Consider the following 15348-nt stretch of genomic DNA (forward strand, 5'->3'; position numbering starts at 1 on the left):
GAACTCATCAGAGGGAGTGCGCCCGGAACCGGGCCCGCGGGCAGCGGCCCCACGAGGAGCGGACCGACGAGCGAAGGAGGGAGCCGGAGCGATGGGCGACAACAAAGAACGGCCCCTTCGGGTGGGCGCGGCCGTCCGGCGGCGCCGCCGCACGCTGGGGCTCACCCTCGCCGTGGTGGCCGACCGCAGCGGCCTGTCGGTCCCCTTCCTGAGCCAGATCGAGAACGACCGGGCCCGGCCCAGCCAGAACTCCCTGGAGAAGGTCGCCGACGCCCTGCGCACCACCGCCGTGGAGCTGCTGGCGGCGGCCGACCCGGCGTGCAGCGTCGACGTCGTGCGCGCCGAGGCCACCGAGCTGGAACCCGAACCCCTGGTGCGCTCCCTGGTGCGCGGCCACCACCAGCTGCACGCCTCGGAGTTCACCGGCGACCACGACGTCGGCCGTGAATTCCAGCACCGCAACGACGAGTTGATGTACGTCGCCGACGGCGCGGTGGAGGTCGAGGCGGAGGGCCGGGCCTACCGGCTGGTGCGCGGCGACACGATGTACCTCACCGGCGGGGTCCGCCACCGCTGGCGGGCCACCGTTCCGGACACCCGGGTGATCGTCGTCGCGGTCGCCGAGCACATCGAGGCCGTACAGGACCGGTCCCGCTGATGAGGGTCGTCTCGCTGGTTCCCTCGCTCACCGAGGCCGTGGCCGTGTCCCTGCCCGGCGTGCTCGTCGGCGCCACCGACTGGTGCGTCCGCCCGGCGGGCCTCGACGTCACCCGGGTCGGCGGCACCAAGAACCCCAAGGTGGACCGGATCATCGCCCTCGCCCCCGACCTGGTGATCGCCAATGAGGAGGAGAACCGGGCGCCCGACCTCGACGCACTGCGCGCGGCGGGCATCGAGGTCCTGGTGACCGAGGTCAGGGACCTGCCGCAGGCCTTCCGTGAGCTGGCGCGGGTGCTGCGCGCGTGCGGCGGGTCCGGCCGGCCCCGGTGGCTGGACGAGGCCGAGGCGGCCTGGTCGTCGCCGCCCGTGCTCCCGCGCCGTACGACGGCGGTCGTACCGATCTGGCGGCGGCCCTGGATGGTACTCGGCCGGGACACCTTCGCGGGCGATGTCCTGGCCCGCCTGGGCGTCGACCACCTCTACGCCCGGCACGCCGAGCGCTATCCGCGCGTCCCGCTGGAGGAACTGCGCGCGGCGGCCCCGGACGTCGTCGTGCTGCCGGACGAGCCGTACCGCTTCGCCGCCGACGACGGTCCCGAGGCCTTCCCCGGACTGCCCTGCGCGCTGGTCAGCGGGCGGCACCTGACGTGGTACGGGCCGTCGCTCGCGCGGGCTCCACGGGTGCTGGGCGAGGCGCTGCGAGCAGCGCGCCGCTGATCAGTCCGCGGGCGGTGTGCACGCCCGCGGCGGCCCAGGCGGTCACGAGAACGGCGTACAGGCCGACCGCGAGCGCGCTGTAGGCGGCGAGGTGGGTGTGCCGGGCCAGGGCCGCGGCGCCGGTGACGCAGGTGCCCACCGGGAAGGTGAACGACCACCAGGTCATGGCGAACCCCATGCCCCGGCGGGCGGCGCGCAGCACCTGGGCGGCGGCGAAGGCGCACCACATCAGCGCGAAGCCCATGACCGGGACGCCGTACAGGACCGCGAGCACGGCGAAGCCGCCGGCGTACGGGGACGCTACGACACCGGACGCCGTGTCCGCGAAGGCGCCGACGGCCGTGGTGGACTGCCCGAGCGGACCGAGCACCAGGAACAGCGTGGGGGTGAGCGCGAGCGGCAGCGGGCCGCCCGTGAGCAGCCGGCCGAAGACCACCGGCAGTACGACCAGGGTCGCGAGCAGGCTGAGCCCGAACATCGCCACGCACGCCAGGAGCAGGGTCGCCCGCGCCTGCCCCTGAGGCAGGTGCGGCACGAGCGCGGGCCCCAGAGCGGCGGACACCATGGGCGCGACCAGCGGCAGCAGCCACACCGGCGTCGCCTGGTGCGGCTCGATCCGGTGGTGCGCCACCATCAGGTACGGCACGGCCACGGCGGCCGCGAGCCCGAGGACCGTACCGGCGGTGAACAGCACGGCGTCCAGGGCGACGGCGGCGGGGGTGCCGATCCAGTCCCGCCCGACGGACAGGGCCCCGCCGCCGACGGCCAGCAGCCCCATGGACAGGCAGCCGTAGAACGGCGCCGCCATCGGGTCGAGCAGATGGGCGCGGGCCTGGTCGCGGTGGTGGATCCAGTGCAGCGTGCGGGCGGTCAGCAGCACCGTGAGCCACACGAGGGAGAGGGCCCACACGGCGGTGCACACGGTGCGCAGTCCGGGAACGTGCGGCGGCAGCGCGGCGCCCGCGGTGCCGACGGCGGCGGTGCCCATGACGGAGGCGTACCAGTGGGGGCCCAGATGACGGACGGCGGGGAAGCGGGGTCGGGGTGCGGCCTGCCGGGGCAGGGAGTGGGCTGCGGTGACCATGACGCCAGTTTTTCCTGGTCCATACCGCTCCCACCAGGGGATGTGCGTCTATCACGACATAAGCTGGCCTTATGGGGAACACCGAGAGAACCTCGCTGGCGCACCGGGTGCCCGACCTGGGCGCGCTGGAGCTGCTGCTGGCGGTGGCGCGGCTGGGGAGCCTCGGCCGGGCGGCGCGGGAGCTGGGCATCACCCAGCCGGCGGCGAGCAGCCGGATCCGTTCCATGGAACGGCAGCTGGGCGTGGCGCTGGTGGACCGCTCGCCGCGCGGATCGCGGCCCACGGACGCCGGAGCCCTGGTCACCGACTGGGCGCGGCGGATCGTGGAGGCGGCGGAGGCCTTCGACGCGGGAGCGCAGGCGCTGCGGGACCGGCGGGACTCGCGGCTGCGGGTGGCGGCCAGCATGACGATCGCGGAGTACCTGCTGCCGGGATGGCTGATCGCGCTGCGCGCCCGGCGCCCGGACACGGCGGTGTCCCTGCTCGCCGGGAACTCGGCGGTGGTGGCGGAGCGGCTGCTGGGGGACGAGGCGGACCTCGGCTTCGTGGAGGGGGTGTCCGTGCCGGCCGGTCTCGACTCCGTCGTGATCGGCCACGACCGGCTGATCGTGGTGACCGCCCCGGACCACCCGTGGGCCCGCCGCCGGCGGCCGCTGCCCGCGACGGAACTGGCCACCACACCGCTGATCCTGCGCGAGAAGGGCTCCGGCACCCGGCAGGTGCTGGACGCGGCCCTCGGCGGTCTGGCGCGCCCGCTGATCGAGCTGTCCTCCACGACGGCGGTGAAGGCCTCCGTGGTGAGCGGCGCGGGACCGGCGGTGCTCAGCGAACTCGCGGTGGGCGAGGAGCTGTCCCTGCGCCGGCTCGTCCCTGTGCCCGTGGACGGCGTCACCCTCGAACGCGACCTGCGCGCCGTCTGGCCCACCGGTCACCGCCCCGTCGGCCCGGCCCGCGAACTGCTGTCCCTGACGCGGTCGTGACGATCGACGGCCTCGGCTCCTGCGCCGACGACGGCACCCGGTTCACCCACCCCGGGCCCGGCGTACCGGTGTTCGCCACGGCGGAGCGTGAACTGGGGCCGCCCGCCCGGCCGGTGGAACCGCCGCGCCGATGAATCCGGCGGGTCCGGTGCATAGAGTGACCTGGTGAGCATGACGCCCCCGCCCGGCTGGTACCGCGACCCCGACGCCCCCCACCAGGAACGCTGGTGGGACGGCAGGGCCTGGACCGAGCACCGGCGCGCCCCCGGGGCGCCCGGGCAGCCGTCCGTGTCACCGCCCGCCGGTGCGCGACCGTCCCGGGCCAAGGCCGTCGCCCTCGTCGCCGCCGGTGCCGTCCTGGTCGCCGCGGTCGTCACGGGCGCGGTCCTGCTGGACCGTGACGACACGGACGGCGGCCCGGCGGACACGGCCGGCGGCACACCGTCCGCCCCGCCCACGAGCGCTCCCGCCACGACCGGGTCGCCGTCCCCGGCCTCCTCCGCCGACGAACCCACCGCCCCCGACGACGATCCCTCCGTCGCCGTCGACCAGCTCAACGGCATCACCCTGCCGCTGCCGGAGGGCTGGGAGAAACCGGAGAACGTCGCCCAGGACGACGTCGTCATGACCACCCACGGCGTCTACGACTGCCCCGCCGGGGTGGGGTTCTGCCGGCACGGCCTGGTCATCACCCGTACGGCGTCCGCGGCCGAGGGCGCCTCCCCCGAGACCCTGGCCAAGCGGGACATCGACGACGCGACCGACGAGGCGTACGAGCAGAACGTGATCGGCCAGCGCCTCTACGGCGGCATCACCTCCCAGCGGACCGTCGCGTCCGGGCAGGTCGCGGTCGCGGGCCGGGCCGGCTACTTCGTGCGCCGGCTGGTCAGAACCGCCAAGGGGCCGGGCGGCTACGTCGAGTCGCTCGTCTTCCCGTCCAGCACCGGCATCCAGGCGCCGGTCCTCGTCCGCTTCGTCTTCGACGCCGGTCCGGACGGCCCGCCGCTGGCCGACATGGACAGGATCACCAAGGGCATCCGGCCCGTCGGCGACGCCGCGAGCAGCGGCGGCGTGGGCAGCAGCATCGGCCCGTCGAGCTGATCCCGAGACGGCGCGGCGGGGCCCGAGCACCGGGTTACAGGAAGGTGTGCCCCTCGCCCCGGTAGGTCGGAACGGACGCCGTCACACGGTCGCCCTCGACGAGGTGCAGCGTGTCGAACCGCTCGCACAACTCGCCCGCCTTGGCGTGCCGGAACCACACCTTGTCGCCGATCAGCAGGTCGTCGGCGGGGGAGCCGAGCAGCGGGGTCTGCACCTCGCCCGCACCCTCCTGGGGGTCGTAGCGCAGCCCCTCGGGCAGGTACGGCACCGGGAGCCGGTCCGCGCCGGCCGCACCGGAGGCCGGGTAGCCGCCGCCCAGGACCGTGACGACGCCGACCCCCGGGCGCCGCACCACGGGCTGGGCGAACAGCGCCGCCGGACGGCCCCGGAACGACGTGTAGTTGTCGAAGAGCCGCGGGGCGTACAGCCCGGAGCCCGCGGCGACCTCGGTGACGGCGTCCTCCGCCGCCGTGTGCTGCACACTGCCGGTGCCGCCGCCGTTGACGAACTCGAGGTCCGGTGCCACGGCCCGGACCGCCCGCACCACCGCGGCACGCCGCTCGGCGAGTTCCCTGCGCGCCGCGGCCTGCATCAGCCGGATCGCGCGCGACCGCAGCGGCCGTCCCGCGACCGCGTCGCCCACGCCCGCCACATGGCCCTCGTAGGCCATGATCCCCACGAGCGCGAACCCCGGGCGCCGGGCTACCGTACGGGCCATGTCGGCGACCTGGGCGGGGGAGTGCAGCGGGGAACGGCGCGCGCCGACCCGCACCCGCCCGCCGAGCAGCCTCAGCGAGGTGTCCAACTCCAGGCAGACCCGGACAACTTCACCTCCGTCCCCGCGTGCGGCGTCGATCAGGTCAAGCTGCGCCGGATCGTCGACCATCACCGTGACGGCGCGGGCGAGCTTGGGGTCGGCGGCGAGTTCGGCGCAGGCGGCGCGGTCGGCGGACGGGTAGGCGAGCAGCACGTCGTCGAAGCCGGAGCGGGCCAGCCACAGGGACTCGGCGAGGGTGAACGACATGATGCCCGCGAAGCCGTCCTTCGCCAGGGCGCGTTCGAGCAGGGCCCGGCAGCGCACGGACTTGCTGGCGACCCGGATCGGCGTGCCGCCGGCCCGGCGGACGAGGTCCTCCGCGTTGGCGTCGAAGGCGTCCAGGTCCACGATCGCGACAGGGGCGTCGAGATGGGCGGCGGCCCGGTCGTAACGGGCCCGGTCGGCGGCGCGCGCAGTCATGGTCGCAGCCTGCCAGACCTGATTACCGCGGGGTAGGGGGATGTTCCGGGCAGATCCGCCTGGGCTTGTGGACTGGTTCCCGACCGGGCCGGGGCAGCCCGTAGAGTGACGCGCACGCACGGCGGAGCCGCGATGTGATTCCGGCCGTGGAGTTGAGCCGGGATGGCGGTTCGCTCGTACGGGCATGCGTGTCCGGTGACGGCGAGTCCGCGCCGGACGGGGCGACGAGGGCGGCCGTGCCCGGCGAAACGGCACGGGCACGAGGAAACGGGGGGTGCATGAGCACGGAAGCGCGCCACGCCCCCGTCCCCCCACGGCCTGTGGGGCCCGCGAGGGGCGACGGCGACTCGCACGCGACGGCCCCCGCCGCCGACGGCCCGCCCGCCCAGGCCGCACCCGGCACGGCCGAGGGCCCGGCACGGACGGCGCCCGACGGCGCCACGACCGCGCAGACGCGCGGCGCTTCGACGGGTTCCGCGGCTTCGCTTGCGGAGGGTTCCCCGCGTGCCGTCACGGGTGGAGGAGCGGTGGGTCCGGAGACGGACATCCGCGCGGGGCGCGGTGCCGGTTTCCCCTCGCCTCGCACCGGTTCCGCCACCGACGACCCCCGTACCACCACCGCTCCCCGCCCCCGCTTCCCGGACTTCCGTCCCCCTTCCCTCCGCACCACGCCCCCCACGACACCGCCCCCGCCCCTCGCCTCGGCGCGTCTCCCGGACCCGGAGGGCCGCGGTCCTGCTGACGGCACGTCAGGGGACGTGGGGTCCGGGGACGGCGGGACCGCCGCTCCGCTCCCCGGTGAGCCGGCGATACCCGGCCGGCGTGGGCACGGGAACATACCCCCGCGTCCGGGGCACCGCCCCCCGACGGCGGCCCGCGATGGCCGCGCGCCCGTCGAGACCCCCTCCGAGACGACCACGCGCCTGCGCCCCGTCTCCGTCCAGAGCCCCTCTCCGGGAGGACCTGGAGGATCCGGAGGACCCGGCGTCCCCGGCAGCCCGGACGACACCCGCAACCGTCCCACCGGCCGGCCCCAGTGGCCGGCCGAGACGGCCTGGACCGCGGTGCCGCCGCGTCCCCCCTTCGACGCCCCGCAGCGCAACGGGGCGGCGGGTACGAGCCGTACGCAGCCGTCCGGCGCCTTCCCGCATTCTGCCGCCGCCTTTGCCGGGACACCGCCGCCTGCCGCTGGTGTCCCCGCGGCGCCCGATCCGGCGCTGTCCTGGAGCGCGGCCATGGCCCCGGGGACGACGGGGCTCGGCATGGGGTTCGGGGATCCGGAGGGGCACGACCGGCGGGCCCGTGCCACCGGCCGGCTGGTGCGGCCACGGGTCGCCGCGGCGGCCGCCTGCATGGTGCTGGGGATCGGGCTCATAGGCGGTGCCGTGACCGGCAGCTGGCTCACCGGGGAGCCGGGCAGGCCCGGCGCGGCGAGCGGCTTCGCCGCGGCCGGCGCCATGTGGCACAGCGTCCCCGTCGACCAGCTCTTCCCGCCCACCGTGGACGGCCGCGGCGCCGGCCCCGGCGGAGCCGACCGCACCTGGACCCGCGTCGCGGTCGCCCCGGACAGCGGCTGCGCGGGCGCCTTCGATCCGCTGCTGCGCAAGGTCCTCGCCCCCGTCGGCTGCGCCCGCCTGCTGCGCGCCACCTACACGGACGCCACCCAGAGCTACGTCACCACGGTCGGCCTGCTCTTCACCAAGGCCGACGCCTCCGCCATGACGTCCCTCGCCACCCGCTACGAGAACGAGGGGCTCGCCCGGCGCACCGACCTCGTGCCGCGCCCGTACGCCGCCAAGGGCACCGTCGCCGCGGCCTTCGGCGACGAGCAGCGCGCGGCGTGGACCGTCTCCGTGCTGACCGAGGCCCCGGTGGTCGTCTACGCCGTGTCCGGCTGGGCCGACGGCCGCGCGGCCGGCACCCCGCAGGCCGCCGCCGACGCGACGAAGTCCGGAGCCACCACCCCCGTCGCCCAGGCAGGCCTCGGGAACGAGGCCCAGGGCCTCGCCGACCGCATCGGACGTGGCCTGCGCCAAACCGTCAAGTCCGCCACGGAGGAGCCCTCGTGACAGCCGCCGCGACGTCCGGGAACCGTACGCCGCGCAGGGTGCTCGCCGTGGGCGTGCCGAGTCTGTTCCTCGCCGCCTGCCTCGCCCTCGTGCCGTCCGCCGCCGCGCACGCCGACAGCATCCGCGCCCAGCAGTGGGGCCTCGACGCCCTGCACACCCAGGAGGCCTGGCGCACCACCCGGGGCAAGGGCATCACCGTCGCCGTCCTGGACACCGGCGTCGACGACGACCACCCCGACCTGCGCGGCAACGTCCTGCCCGGCAAGGACATGATCGGCTTCGGCGCGCGCCGCGGCGATCGCCCCTGGGCCCGCCACGGCACCGCCATGGCCGGCATCATCGCCGGTCACGGCCACGGCGTCGGCAACGCCGACGGGGTCATGGGTATCGCGCCCGAGGCCACGATCCTGCCCGTGCGGGTGATCCTGGAGGAGGACGACTCCGCCCGCGGCAAGGCCCGTACCACCCGCGGCAACGCCCTCGCCGAGGGCATCCGCTGGGCCGCCGACCACGGCGCGGACGTCATCAACCTCTCCCTCGGCGACGACTCGGACTCCGCGCACCCCGAGCCCGCCGAGGACCAGGCGGTCCAGTACGCGCTGAGCAAGGGCGCCGTCGTCGTCGCCTCGGCCGGCAACGGCGGTGAGAAGGGCGACCACATCTCCTACCCGGCGGCGTATCCGGGCGTGATCGCCGCGACCGCCGTGGACCGCTTCGGCACCCGAGCCTCCTTCTCCACCCGCCGCTGGTACGCGACGGTCAGCGCGCCCGGCGTCGACGTCGTCATCGCCGACCCCGACCAGCGCTACTACGAGGGCTGGGGCACGAGCGCCGCCTCCGCCTTCGTCTCCGGCGCCGTCGCCCTCATCAAGGCCGCTCACCCCGGGCTGACCCCCGCGCAGATCAAGAAGCTCCTGGAGGACACGGCCCGCAACGCCCCCGTCGGCGGCCGCGACGACTCCCGCGGCTTCGGCATGGTCGATCCCGCCGCCGCCATCAAGGCCGCGGGCCGCCTTCGGCCCGAGGGCCTGACCGCGGCGTCCTACGGCGAGCGGTACTTCGGTCCCGGCCCCGACTCCGCCGAGGCGGCCGACGCCGGCTCCGGCTGGGCGGGGCCCCTGGCGGGCAGTGCCGGGGGAGTGATGCTGGTCGTGGCGGTCGTCCTGTGGCGCGGCCGCCGCGAGGACGGGGCGAGCGACTTCCGGCTGTAGAGCCCGGGTCTCCCGGCCACGCCGGGGATCGCGCCCTCAAACGGCCGGGGATCGCGCCCTCAACGGCCGTACGCCGACACCGCCGACCGTGCCGCCTCCTCCACCAGGGCGATGCCCTGCTCCTTCGTCGAGTTGCCGCTGGACAGGGCGGCCACCAGGTAGTCGTCGCCGCCGGCCGTCACCCGCCCGATGCTGTTGACGACCCACAGACCGGTCGCGTCACGCGGCATCCAGCCGTTCTTCAGGGCCCACCCGGAGCCGTCGGCGGCGGCCGACACGCCCCAGTCCTGGCCCGGGACGATCCGCCCCATGAGCCCCTGAAGGTACGTCCGCGAGGCCCCGCCCAGCTCCGAGCGGGCGCCGAACACCTGCTCCAGCAGCACCAGCTGATCGGCGGCCGTGGTGCGGGTCAGACCCCACAGGGCACCGTCGCCGCCGGCCGTCTCCGTGAGTCCGAACCGCTCGTTCGCCGCGTCCAGCCCGTCGGCGCCGCCGATGACCCGCCACAACGCGGTCGCCGAGTCGTTGTCGCTGTGCTCGATCATCGCGGCGGCGCACGTCCTCTCCCGCGTGGTCAGCCGCCGCCCCGCGTCCTGCGCCCGCAGCAGCAGCGCCGCCAGGATGTCGACCTTGACGATGCTCGCCGTGTCGAACACCGCGTCGCCGTACCCGGCGCTCGCCCCCGAGCCGAGACGGCGGGCCGCCACCGCCACGGCCGCGTCCCCGCTCACTGTCACCGGCCCCGGTCCTCCGCTCGCCGTCTCCACCGCCCGCCTCCCCGCTCGTGGCCCGTGCTCCCGCCGCCTCCGCGCCCCCAGCCCGTCCGCCGCCGACGATACGGGGCCCGAACGTCCCGCGGGAGGCGTGTCGGACGTGGGCCGGGGGACCCTGAGGAAACGGGCACGGTCCCGGATAGGGTCGGCACCGTGGCGAAGAAGAACATTCCCGACTCCGGCTTCTCCGACGACGACGGCTCCGTCGACCCCGGGCTGAGCGCGGCGCTCGCCGCCTGGGCCGAGGACCGCACCGCCGTGGGACCCGTCCTGGAGGCGCTCAGGAGCGCACGGCTGCTCGTGCCCGTGGTGGCCGTCCTTGGCGAGGTGGAGGAGGACGAGAACGGGCTGCGCCGGGAGAAGACCAGCGAGATGGCCGTGCCCACCCTGAAGGCGGGGCACCGCACCGCCCTGCCCGCCTTCACCTCCACCGACTCCCTGGCCCGCTGGGACCCGGCCGCCCGGCCCGTGGCCGTACGGCTGCACCAGGTCCTGGAGGCCGCCGCGCACGAGAAGGCGGACACGGTGGTGCTGGACATGGCCGGACCGGTGCCGTTCGAGCTGACCGGACCCGCCCTGCTCGCCCTCGCCGAGGGCCGTACCACGACCGACCCGCTGGCCGACCCGGCCGTCGTCACCGCGGTGCGCGAGGCCGTCGCCGCGGAGCCCGCCGTGCTGCGCGCCCACCTCGGGCGGGGACAGGCCGACGGGACCCTGGCGCTGGTGCTCGACCCGTCCGTCCCGACCGCCCCGGCCGAGGCCGCCCGCGCCGTCGCCGAGCGGCTCGCCGCCAGCGAGACACTGAGGGCCCGCCTGGTGCGCGGCCTCGACCTGGCACTGCTGCCGGCCGGGGCGACGCCGCCGGGCGAGCCCTTGTACGTGAAGGAGCGGGGATCGGCCGCGTGACGCGGCGGTGACCGCCGCGTCGGGAAACGGGGATCGGCGGGAGCGGCTCAGCCGTAGATCGGCCCGGTGTACTTCTCGCCCGGGCCCTGACCCGGCTCGTCCGCGACGACCGAGGCCTCGCGGAAGGCCAGTTGCAGCGACTTCAGGCCGTCGCGCAGCGGCGCCGCGTGGAAGGAGCTGATCTCGGTGGCGCTCGCGTCCAGCAGCCCGGCGAGCGCGCTCACCAGCTTGCGCGCCTCGTCCAGGTCCTTGTGCGTGTCGCCCTCCTCGGTCAGACCGAGCTTCACGGCGGCGGCGCTCATCAGGTTGACGGCGACCGTCACGATCACCTCGACCGCCGGGACCTCCGCGATGTCGCGGGTCATGGCGTCGAAGTCGGGCTGCTCGTCGGTACCGGAGGGGGAGGTCTCACTCATGCCCCACACGATAGGCGCAGAACGGGGAGCTCCCGTAGTCGGCCGTGGTGGGCGGTCGTCGGCCGCGGTCAGCCCGAATTAGCTCTTCCCACCCGATGCTGCTAACCTTGTGTGACGACCGGCTGGACGTGTATGCCCAGGGCAGTAGCCAAGGCATACGGGCCCGGCCCACAAGTGGAGGCTTCGAACTCCCACCTGACCGCCCTCCGGGGCGGCGGGTCACCGGTCAGACGGGTCCGCCCCACCGGCGGCGATCCGTCCGATAGTGCGCCCCGCGGCCATCGCGGCGGTCGCTCCGGTAGTTCGAGGAGCCCCGCCTGTGATCGTCCGGGGCATTTTTCGTGCTTCGGCGCGGTTAGGTCTGTCGAACACAGAGTACGCGGCCGTCCGCCAGACCGCCGTGTGGTGCTAACCGAGGAGGATCCATCAGCGCCGAGCCCCGCATCAACGACCGGATTCGCGTTCCCGAGGTGCGACTTGTCGGTCCCAGTGGCGAGCAGGTCGGCATCGTGCCGCTCGCGAAGGCACTGGAGCTTGCCCAGGAGTACGACCTGGACCTGGTCGAGGTCGCGGCGAACGCCCGCCCGCCCGTGTGCAAGCTCATGGACTACGGGAAGTTCAAGTACGAGTCGGCCATGAAGGCCCGTGAGGCGCGCAAGAACCAGGCGCACACGGTCATCAAGGAGATGAAGCTCCGGCCGAAGATCGACCCGCACGACTACGACACCAAGAAGGGTCACGTCGTCCGGTTCCTCAAGCAGGGCGACAAGGTCAAGATCACGATCATGTTCCGTGGTCGCGAGCAGTCCCGGCCCGAGCTGGGCTACCGGCTGCTCCAGCGGCTCGCGGAGGACGTCCAGGACCTCGGCTTCGTGGAGTCGAACCCGAAGCAGGACGGCCGCAACATGATCATGGTTCTCGGTCCGCACAAGAAGAAGACCGAGGCGATGGCCGAGGCCCGCCAGGCGCAGGAGGCCCGCAAGGCCGACGCGAAGGCCAACCCGGGCCGCTCGCAGAACGCCGCGGACGCCGAGGCGCCGGCCGAGGAGCACGCCGAGGCGTGACCCCCCCCGGGACCCCCGTCCCAGGATGTAAACCGACAAAAGAGCGACGCTCCACCGTGCCCGGTTCTCGCGACCGGGCATCGGAGCGCCACCTACGAGGAGAGAACGGCGCTATGCCGAAGAACAAGTCGCACAGCGGTGCCAGCAAGCGCTTCAAGGTCACCGGCTCCGGCAAGGTGCTCCGTGAGCGCGCCGGCAAGCGCCACCTGCTCGAGCACAAGTCGTCCCGTCTGACGCGTCGCCTCACCGGTAACGCCGAGATGGCCCCGGGCGACGCCAAGAAGATCAAGAAGCTTCTCGGCAAGTGACGCGGCGGCGCGTGATCGTCCGATCCCCGCGCGCCGTACGCCAGGACCGGGACCCAATCGTTTCCGGGCCGTGTGAGGACAACCGCGGCCCCGCTACAAGGAGTTAATCAAGTGGCACGCGTCAAGCGGGCAGTCAACGCCCACAAGAAGCGCCGGGCGATCCTCGAGCAGGCCTCCGGCTACCGCGGTCAGCGCTCGCGCCTGTACCGCAAGGCCAAGGAGCAGGTCACCCACTCGCTGGTCTACAACTACAACGACCGCAAGAAGCGCAAGGGTGACTTCCGCCAGCTGTGGATCCAGCGCATCAACGCCGCTGCCCGCGCCAACGGCATCACCTACAACCGCTTCATCCAGGGTCTGAAGGCCGCGAACGTCGAGGTCGACCGCAAGATCCTGGCCGAGCTGGCCGTCAACGACGCCAACGCGTTCGCCGCGCTCGTCGAGGTCGCGCAGAAGGCCCTGCCGAGCGACGTCAACGCGCCCAAGGCAGCGTGACCCCGCGCCGGCCGAGCCGGCGCGATCCTACGGACCCGTGGGCTCTGCCTGCGGGTCCGTCGTATGTGCGCCGCGCGGTGCCCGAGGCGCGTTCGGTACCGCCCGGAACCCACGGCCGACCGCTGTGGACCCACGGCTGACCGCCCTCGCGGCGGAACGTTCCTACCGAAGGTGAAGCTCTCCATGCCCCCCGCCACCCCTGACCTGATCTCCCCCCGCTCGCCCCGCGTCTCGGCAGCGCGGCGGCTGGCCAAGCGGAACTTCCGGGGCAAGGAGCGGCTGTTCCTCGCGGAGGGGCCGCAGGCCGTGCGGGAGGCGGCGGCGCACCGGGCCGGCGAGACGCCCACCCTCGTGGAACTGTTCGCCACCGTCGAGGCCGCCGAGCGGTACGCCGACATCGTGGGGGAGGCCCGCGTCGCGGGGGCCCGGATCCACCTCGCCGCCGACGACGTCATCGCCGACATCTCCACCACCGTCACCCCGCAGGGACTCGTCGGCGTCTGCCGTTTCCTCGACACCCCCTTCGAGGACGTCGTCGCGGCCCGACCGAAGCTCGTCGCCGTCCTCGCCCACGTCCGCGACCCCGGCAACGCGGGCACCGTCCTGCGCTGCGCCGACGCCGCCGGAGCCGAGGCGGTCGTCCTCACGGACGCCTCCGTCGACCTGTACAACCCCAAGGCCGTCCGCGCCTCCGTCGGCTCCCTGTTCCACCTGCCCGTGGCCGTCGGCGTCCCCGTCGAGCGGGCGGTCGCCGCGCTGCGGGACACCGGGGTGCGCATCCTCGCCGCCGACGGCGCGGGCCGGCACGACCTGGACGACGAACTCGACCAGGGCACCATGGGCGGCCCCACCGCCTGGGTGTTCGGCAACGAGGCCTGGGGCCTGCCGGAGGAGACCCGCGCCCTCGCCGACGCCGTCGTCCGCGTCCCCATCCACGGAAAGGCCGAGAGCCTGAACCTCGCGACCGCCGCCGCCGTATGTCTGTACGCGTCGGCCCGAGCGCAGCGCGGCTCCGGAGGATGCCGTTCCGCCGCCCGTACCCAGTAGGGTGACCAGCCCGGGGGCCTGCTGCACCGGCTGAGAGGTGGGGTGAGGGGATGAGTGTCGGCACCGATCGCGCGCCCGGAGCGCGGGGCGCGCGACGACCACCCGCGCCCAGGCCGGACGAGACCGCCGCACTCGGCGTCGACCCCGACGACCTGCCCGACGGCCTGGTGATCGCCGACGAACACGGGCGGATCATCCGCTTCAACGCCGCCGCCGCCCGGATCAGCGCCCTACCCGCCGAGCAGGCCCTGGGGCAGTCCCTGGAGAAGGCCCTGCCGCTGGAGGACCTGGAGGGACGCCGCTGGTGGCAGCTGACCGACCCCTACGGCGGGCTGGCCATCCGGGTGGGCCAGCCCGAGCGCAACCTCCTGCTGCCCGGCGGCCGGGAGGTCCTCGTCTCCGCGAAGTACGTGCGCAGCCACCCCACCGGGCCGGTCCGCCGCCTCGTCGTCTCCCTCCGCGACACCGAGGCCCGCCGCCGCACCGAGCGCAGCCACGCCGAGCTGATCGCCACCGTCGCGCACGAACTGCGCTCGCCGCTCACCTCCGTCAAGGGCTTCACGGCGACCCTGCTCGCCAAGTGGGAGCGGTTCACCGACGACCAGAAGCGGCTGATGCTGGAGACCGTCGACGCCGACGCCGACCGGGTCACCCGGCTCATCGCCGAACTGCTCGACATATCCCGCATCGACTCCGGCCGGCTGGAGGTGCGCCGCCAGCCCGTCGACATGGGCGCCGCGGTCGGGCGGCACGTCCAGGCGTACGTCGCCGCCGGGCAGCCCGCCGACCGGTTCCTGGTGCGCGTCGAACAGCCGCTGCCCGAGCTGTGGGCCGACCCCGACAAGATCGACCAGGTGCTGAGCAACCTCGTGGAAAATGCCGTGCGCCACGGCGAGGGATCCGTCACCATTGACGTCACACCGGCGCCGTCCCCACGGGAAGGGGAAGCCGCCGGCACCATCGAGAACACCGCCACGTCGGTCACGGTGAGCGACGAGGGACCCGGCATCCCGGAGGAGTCCATGAACCGCGTCTTCACCCGCTTCTGGCGGGGCAGCAAGCGCGGCGGCACCGGCCTCGGGCTCTACATCGTCAAGGGCATCGTCGAGGCGCACGGCGGTTCCATCACGGTCGGCCGCGCCCGCAGCGGCGGCGCGGAGATCCGATTTACCCTGCCCGTGGGCACCCCGGCACACCTGCTCTGAGCACCCGCCGAGGACCCACGGGCGCATTCGCTTTCCCCGGCCCCGTTAGACTCGGCCTTTGGCACCTTTGTGTCC

16 protein-coding genes and 1 pseudogene are annotated in these 15348 nt (G+C 74.4%); 13 read left to right on the forward strand and 4 right to left on the reverse strand.

The features are described from left to right. The first annotated feature begins 91 nt into the window (after window positions 1-91). Both ACTYVM_RS07350 and ACTYVM_RS07355 read left to right on the forward strand, forming a co-directional pair. Window positions 92-658, forward strand: coding sequence for a helix-turn-helix domain-containing protein (locus tag ACTYVM_RS07350; RefSeq protein WP_445525110.1), 567 nt, complete (start codon window positions 92-94; stop codon window positions 656-658). Then, complete coding sequence (locus ACTYVM_RS07355; RefSeq protein WP_445525111.1) at window positions 658-1377, forward strand: helical backbone metal receptor; 720 nt, start codon at window positions 658-660, stop codon at window positions 1375-1377. Before ACTYVM_RS07350 ends, ACTYVM_RS07355 begins: the two co-directional genes overlap by 1 nt. Here ACTYVM_RS07355 and ACTYVM_RS07360 read toward each other — a convergent pair. Continuing rightward, entirely contained in the window at window positions 1289-2461 is a 1173-nt protein-coding gene (locus ACTYVM_RS07360) for a TDT family transporter (protein WP_445525112.1), read from the reverse strand. The two genes, ACTYVM_RS07355 and ACTYVM_RS07360, sit on opposite strands and share 89 nt — an antisense overlap. A gap of 71 nt (window positions 2462-2532) precedes the next feature. On the opposite strand from ACTYVM_RS07360, the gene ACTYVM_RS07365 reads away from it, so the two are divergent. From ACTYVM_RS07365 to ACTYVM_RS07375, 3 genes are read left to right on the forward strand one after another with little or no spacing between them, the layout of a single operon-like run. Continuing rightward, on the forward strand, window positions 2533-3441 hold the full coding sequence (locus ACTYVM_RS07365; protein ID WP_445525113.1) for a LysR family transcriptional regulator: 909 nt from the start codon (window positions 2533-2535) through the stop codon (window positions 3439-3441). Then, a complete protein-coding gene (locus ACTYVM_RS07370; RefSeq protein ID WP_445525114.1) occupies window positions 3438-3575 on the forward strand; it encodes a hypothetical protein in 138 nt (45 codons plus the stop codon). The genes ACTYVM_RS07365 and ACTYVM_RS07370 overlap by 4 nt, the downstream gene beginning before the upstream one ends. 37 nt (window positions 3576-3612) lie before the next feature. After that, the gene (locus ACTYVM_RS07375) at window positions 3613-4542 is read left to right on the forward strand and encodes a DUF2510 domain-containing protein (RefSeq protein WP_445525177.1); all 930 of its coding nucleotides are present in this window, start codon (window positions 3613-3615) and stop codon (window positions 4540-4542) included. A 34-nt stretch (window positions 4543-4576) separates the two neighbouring features. On the opposite strand, the gene ACTYVM_RS07380 is transcribed toward ACTYVM_RS07375, so the two are convergent. Further along, complete coding sequence (locus ACTYVM_RS07380; protein ID WP_445525115.1) at window positions 4577-5779, reverse strand: amino acid deaminase/aldolase; 1203 nt, start codon at window positions 5777-5779, stop codon at window positions 4577-4579. Between the two features lie 1235 nt (window positions 5780-7014). Between ACTYVM_RS07380 and ACTYVM_RS07385 the strand changes: the two genes are divergently transcribed. Then, complete coding sequence (locus ACTYVM_RS07385; RefSeq protein WP_445525116.1) at window positions 7015-7848, forward strand: hypothetical protein; 834 nt, start codon at window positions 7015-7017, stop codon at window positions 7846-7848. 38 nt (window positions 7849-7886) lie between these two features. Beyond that, window positions 7887-9059, forward strand: coding sequence for a type VII secretion-associated serine protease mycosin (mycP, locus tag ACTYVM_RS07390; protein WP_445525178.1), 1173 nt, complete (start codon window positions 7887-7889; stop codon window positions 9057-9059). A 59-nt stretch (window positions 9060-9118) separates the two neighbouring features. Here the strand turns inward: mycP and ACTYVM_RS07395 are convergent, their stop codons facing one another. Continuing rightward, entirely contained in the window at window positions 9119-9796 is a 678-nt protein-coding gene (locus ACTYVM_RS07395; RefSeq protein ID WP_445525117.1) for a serine hydrolase, read from the reverse strand. 189 nt (window positions 9797-9985) lie between these two features. Between ACTYVM_RS07395 and ACTYVM_RS07400 the strand changes: the two genes are divergently transcribed. Continuing rightward, entirely contained in the window at window positions 9986-10738 is a 753-nt protein-coding gene (locus tag ACTYVM_RS07400) for an SseB family protein (RefSeq protein ID WP_445525118.1), read from the forward strand. Between the two features lie 47 nt (window positions 10739-10785). Here the strand turns inward: ACTYVM_RS07400 and ACTYVM_RS07405 are convergent, their stop codons facing one another. Continuing rightward, window positions 10786-11154 carry a DUF1844 domain-containing protein gene (locus tag ACTYVM_RS07405; RefSeq protein WP_445525119.1) on the reverse strand — a complete coding sequence of 123 codons (369 nt, stop codon included), beginning with the start codon at window positions 11152-11154 and terminating at the stop codon, window positions 10786-10788. Window positions 11155-11554: 400 nt separating this feature from the next. On the opposite strand from ACTYVM_RS07405, the pseudogene infC reads away from it, so the two are divergent. The 5 genes and pseudogenes from infC to ACTYVM_RS07430 all read left to right on the forward strand — a co-directional run bounded on the left by infC (window position 11555) and on the right by ACTYVM_RS07430 (window position 15273). Continuing rightward, window positions 11555-12218 (forward strand): annotated as a pseudogene (gene infC / locus ACTYVM_RS07410) (translation initiation factor IF-3). A gap of 113 nt (window positions 12219-12331) precedes the next feature. Next, a complete protein-coding gene (gene rpmI, locus ACTYVM_RS07415) occupies window positions 12332-12526 on the forward strand; it encodes a 50S ribosomal protein L35 (RefSeq protein WP_007829094.1) in 195 nt (64 codons plus the stop codon). Between the two features lie 111 nt (window positions 12527-12637). Next, window positions 12638-13021 carry a 50S ribosomal protein L20 gene (gene rplT / locus ACTYVM_RS07420; RefSeq protein WP_006141703.1) on the forward strand — a complete coding sequence of 128 codons (384 nt, stop codon included), beginning with the start codon at window positions 12638-12640 and terminating at the stop codon, window positions 13019-13021. 183 nt (window positions 13022-13204) lie between these two features. Next, a complete protein-coding gene (locus ACTYVM_RS07425; protein ID WP_400031722.1) occupies window positions 13205-14068 on the forward strand; it encodes a TrmH family RNA methyltransferase in 864 nt (287 codons plus the stop codon). Between the two features lie 50 nt (window positions 14069-14118). Beyond that, window positions 14119-15273, forward strand: a complete 1155-nt coding sequence (locus ACTYVM_RS07430; RefSeq protein WP_445525120.1) for a sensor histidine kinase — start codon at window positions 14119-14121, stop codon at window positions 15271-15273. Window positions 15274-15348: the final 75 nt, after the last annotated feature.

This window comes from Streptomyces cyslabdanicus (assembly GCF_052663305.1).

Coding starts and splice junctions, on each gene's coding strand:
- ACTYVM_RS07350 (WP_445525110.1), top strand. CDS start 92: ATGGGCGACAACAAAGAACGGCCCCTTCGGGTGGGCGCGGCCGTCCGG.
- ACTYVM_RS07355 (WP_445525111.1), top strand. CDS start 658: ATGAGGGTCGTCTCGCTGGTTCCCTCGCTCACCGAGGCCGTGGCCGTG.
- ACTYVM_RS07360 (WP_445525112.1), bottom strand. CDS start 2,461: ATGGTCACCGCAGCCCACTCCCTGCCCCGGCAGGCCGCACCCCGACCC.
- ACTYVM_RS07365 (WP_445525113.1), top strand. CDS start 2,533: ATGGGGAACACCGAGAGAACCTCGCTGGCGCACCGGGTGCCCGACCTG.
- ACTYVM_RS07375 (WP_445525177.1), top strand. CDS start 3,613: ATGACGCCCCCGCCCGGCTGGTACCGCGACCCCGACGCCCCCCACCAG.
- ACTYVM_RS07380 (WP_445525115.1), bottom strand. CDS start 5,779: ATGACTGCGCGCGCCGCCGACCGGGCCCGTTACGACCGGGCCGCCGCC.
- ACTYVM_RS07385 (WP_445525116.1), top strand. CDS start 7,015: ATGGCCCCGGGGACGACGGGGCTCGGCATGGGGTTCGGGGATCCGGAG.
- ACTYVM_RS07405 (WP_445525119.1), bottom strand. CDS start 11,154: ATGAGTGAGACCTCCCCCTCCGGTACCGACGAGCAGCCCGACTTCGAC.
- rpmI (WP_007829094.1), top strand. CDS start 12,332: ATGCCGAAGAACAAGTCGCACAGCGGTGCCAGCAAGCGCTTCAAGGTC.
- ACTYVM_RS07425 (WP_400031722.1), top strand. CDS start 13,205: ATGCCCCCCGCCACCCCTGACCTGATCTCCCCCCGCTCGCCCCGCGTC.
- ACTYVM_RS07430 (WP_445525120.1), top strand. CDS start 14,119: ATGAGTGTCGGCACCGATCGCGCGCCCGGAGCGCGGGGCGCGCGACGA.